This is a genomic window from Nocardia sp. NPDC004722 (assembly GCF_053601505.1).
Genome location: NZ_JBSGBY010000864.1, coordinates 1 through 2696 on the forward strand (window position 1 = coordinate 1; position 2696 = coordinate 2696).

Genomic DNA, 2696 nt, shown 5'->3' on the forward strand with positions numbered 1-2696 from the left:
GGTGCGGGCCGCCACGGTGAGCACCCGCGACCCGGCATCCACCCGGCAGCGCCGGACATGGTCGGCCACCACGGCCGCCAGCCCGGCATGGGTGACCTCGACGCCCTTGGGCTGTCCCGTCGAACCGGAGGTGTAGACGACATAGGCGGTGTTGTCCAAGCGCACAGTGGTGTTGTCCAAGCGCACAGCCGGATACACCTCGGAGGCCGCACCGGCGGTGGACTCCGCGATCTCGTCGAGGTCGATCTCCTGCGGCCCGAATCCCACCGGTCCACCGCGCGTGATCACCCGGCACACCCCGGAATCACCGCAGACGAACCGATTCCGCTCGATCGGATGCGCCGGATCCAGCGACAGGAACGCCGCGCCGGTCTTGGCGACAGCCCACACCGCCGCCACCCAGTCCAGGGACCGAGGCAATGCGAGCGCGACCACCGATTCCGGCCCGATACCCGCCCCGATCAGGCTGTGCGCCAGTCGATTCGACCGTTCGTCGAGCTGCCGATATGACAGCCGCACGTCCCCGTCCACGACCGCGTCGCCCTCGGGGTTGCCCGCCACCGCCGCGGCCAGCAAGGCGGGCAGCGTCACCGGGGCCGGGGCGTCCGCAGCGCCGTAGCCTCCCCACGCATCGACCAGCAAGGCCCGCTCGGCCGTGGTCACGACGTCGATCTCGCGCACCCGGACGGTCGGCTCGGCGGTCACCGACCGCAGCACCGCCACCAGGCGGGCGGCCAGGGACGCCACGGTGGTCTCGTCGAAAAGGTCGGTGGCATAACCGAGTTCGACCGGGATGGCACCGGCGCGATCTGGAGTGTCGGTCAGCGTGAAGGTCAGGTCGAAGCGTTCGATCCCGGTGTCGGCCCCGGTGGCGCTGACCACCACATCGGGGAGTTCCAGCCGCGCCTGATCCAGATTGTGGAAGGCCAGCATCACCTGGAACAGCGGGTGGTGCGCCTGGCTGCGCGCCGGATCCAGCGCCTCCACGACCTGTTCGAACGGCACGTCGGCGTGCGCGAAGGCGTCCAGATCGGCCGCGCGAATATCGGCGAGCAGGTCGGTGAACGGCACGGACTCGTCCACGCGGGCCCGCAGCACAACGGTATTGACGAACATGCCGATGAGCCCGTCCAATTCGGCGGCCCCGCGCCCGGCCACCGGCGACCCCACCGCGATATCGGCGCTGCCGGACAGTCGCGCCAGCACCACCGCCAGCGCCGCGTGGAAGACCATGAACACGCTCGCGCCGCGCGCGTGCGCCAGCGCCTGTATGCCCGACACCAGCGCGGGCTCGAGCGTGAACGCGTGGACCGCACCGCAATGCGAGGCCACCGGCGGGCGCGGCCGATCGGTCGGCAACTCGATCAGCTCCGGCAACTCGGCCAACCGCGTCGTCCAGTACCGAAGCTGCTGTGCCAGCGGCGATTCCGGATCATCGGCGGTGCCGGACCGTTCGCGCTGCCACAGCGCGTAGTCGGCGTACTGCATCGGCAGCGGACGCCATTCCGGTCGCCGACCGTCGTGGCGGGCCGTGTAGGCCGCGGCCAGATCGCGGGCCAGCGGGGCCATCGAGAAGCCGTCGGCATTGATGTGATGCACGACGAGGACCAGCACGAATTCCGTAGTGCCGGTGGACCACAGCCGGGCCCGCAGCGGAACCCGTTCGGCCACATCGAATCCCGTCGACACGAACTCCGACATGGCCGCCGCCAGCGCGGATTCGCTGACCGCGACCGCGCTCAGATCCAGCTGTGCCGCTTCGAGTTCCGCGACCGGCACCACGACCTGATAGGGCACCCCGTCGGCGTCCGGGTACCGGGTGCGCAGGACCTCGTGCCGTTCGAGCACATCCCACACCGCCGCGCCCAGGGCCGCCACGTCCAGCGCGCCGGACAGCCGGATGACCATGGGAATGTTGTAGGCGAGCGAGTCCGGATCGAACCGGTTCACGAACCACATCCGCTGCTGCGCGAACGACAGCGGCACCCGCTCCGGACGCGGCCGCGCACCCAGCCGCGGCCCCTCCGCCACGGTCGGCGCCGCGGCCACCCGGTCCGCCAGCAGTCCGGCCAACGCCGCGACCGCCGATGCCTCGAACACGTCCCGGACAGCGACGGGCACACCCACGCCGTCGGACAACCGGGCCGAAAGCCGTGTCGCCGAGAGCGAATTGCCGCCCAGCACGAAGAAGTCGTCGTCCACGCCGACCCGATCCAGGCCCAGCACCTCGGCGAAGACGGTGGCCACCACCTCCTCCACCGGCGTGGCGGGTGCCCGATAGGTGGCTCGGGCCACCACCGGCACCGGGAGCGCGGCCTTGTCCACCTTGCCGTTCACGGTCAGCGGCAGCGCGTCGAGCACCATCACCACGTCGGGCACCATGTAGCCGGGCAGCCGCTCGCCCAGCCGTTCCCGTACCACCGCGCCCAAAGCCGCCGGGGCACTCCAGGTCTCGTGCGGACGCAGCAGTTCCGCGCGGTGCTCGGCCCGGACGGGTGCGGGCGCGGCGAGCGTGGAGCGCAGCGCGTAGACGATGTGCAGATCCGTGCCGATGACGTTCGGGGAGATCCGCGCCTCGACGTCGAATCCTCGCCCGGTCAGCAGCCTTTCGATGGATCCTCATCGCGCAGAGGGCCGGGAATCTGATGGTGGTCGTGGGCGCGTCGGAGTTCATCCGCTACGCCGAGTGGGTGCGC

1 protein-coding gene is annotated in these 2696 nt (G+C 70.9%); it reads right to left on the reverse strand.

Annotation, left to right across the window (positions count from 1 at the left end; all coding sequences use genetic code 11):
* On the reverse strand, positions 1-2421 hold a 2421-nt coding region (locus ACWELQ_RS43170), incomplete at its 3' end, for a condensation domain-containing protein (protein WP_452402761.1).
* Between the last annotated feature and the right edge of the window lie 275 nt (positions 2422-2696).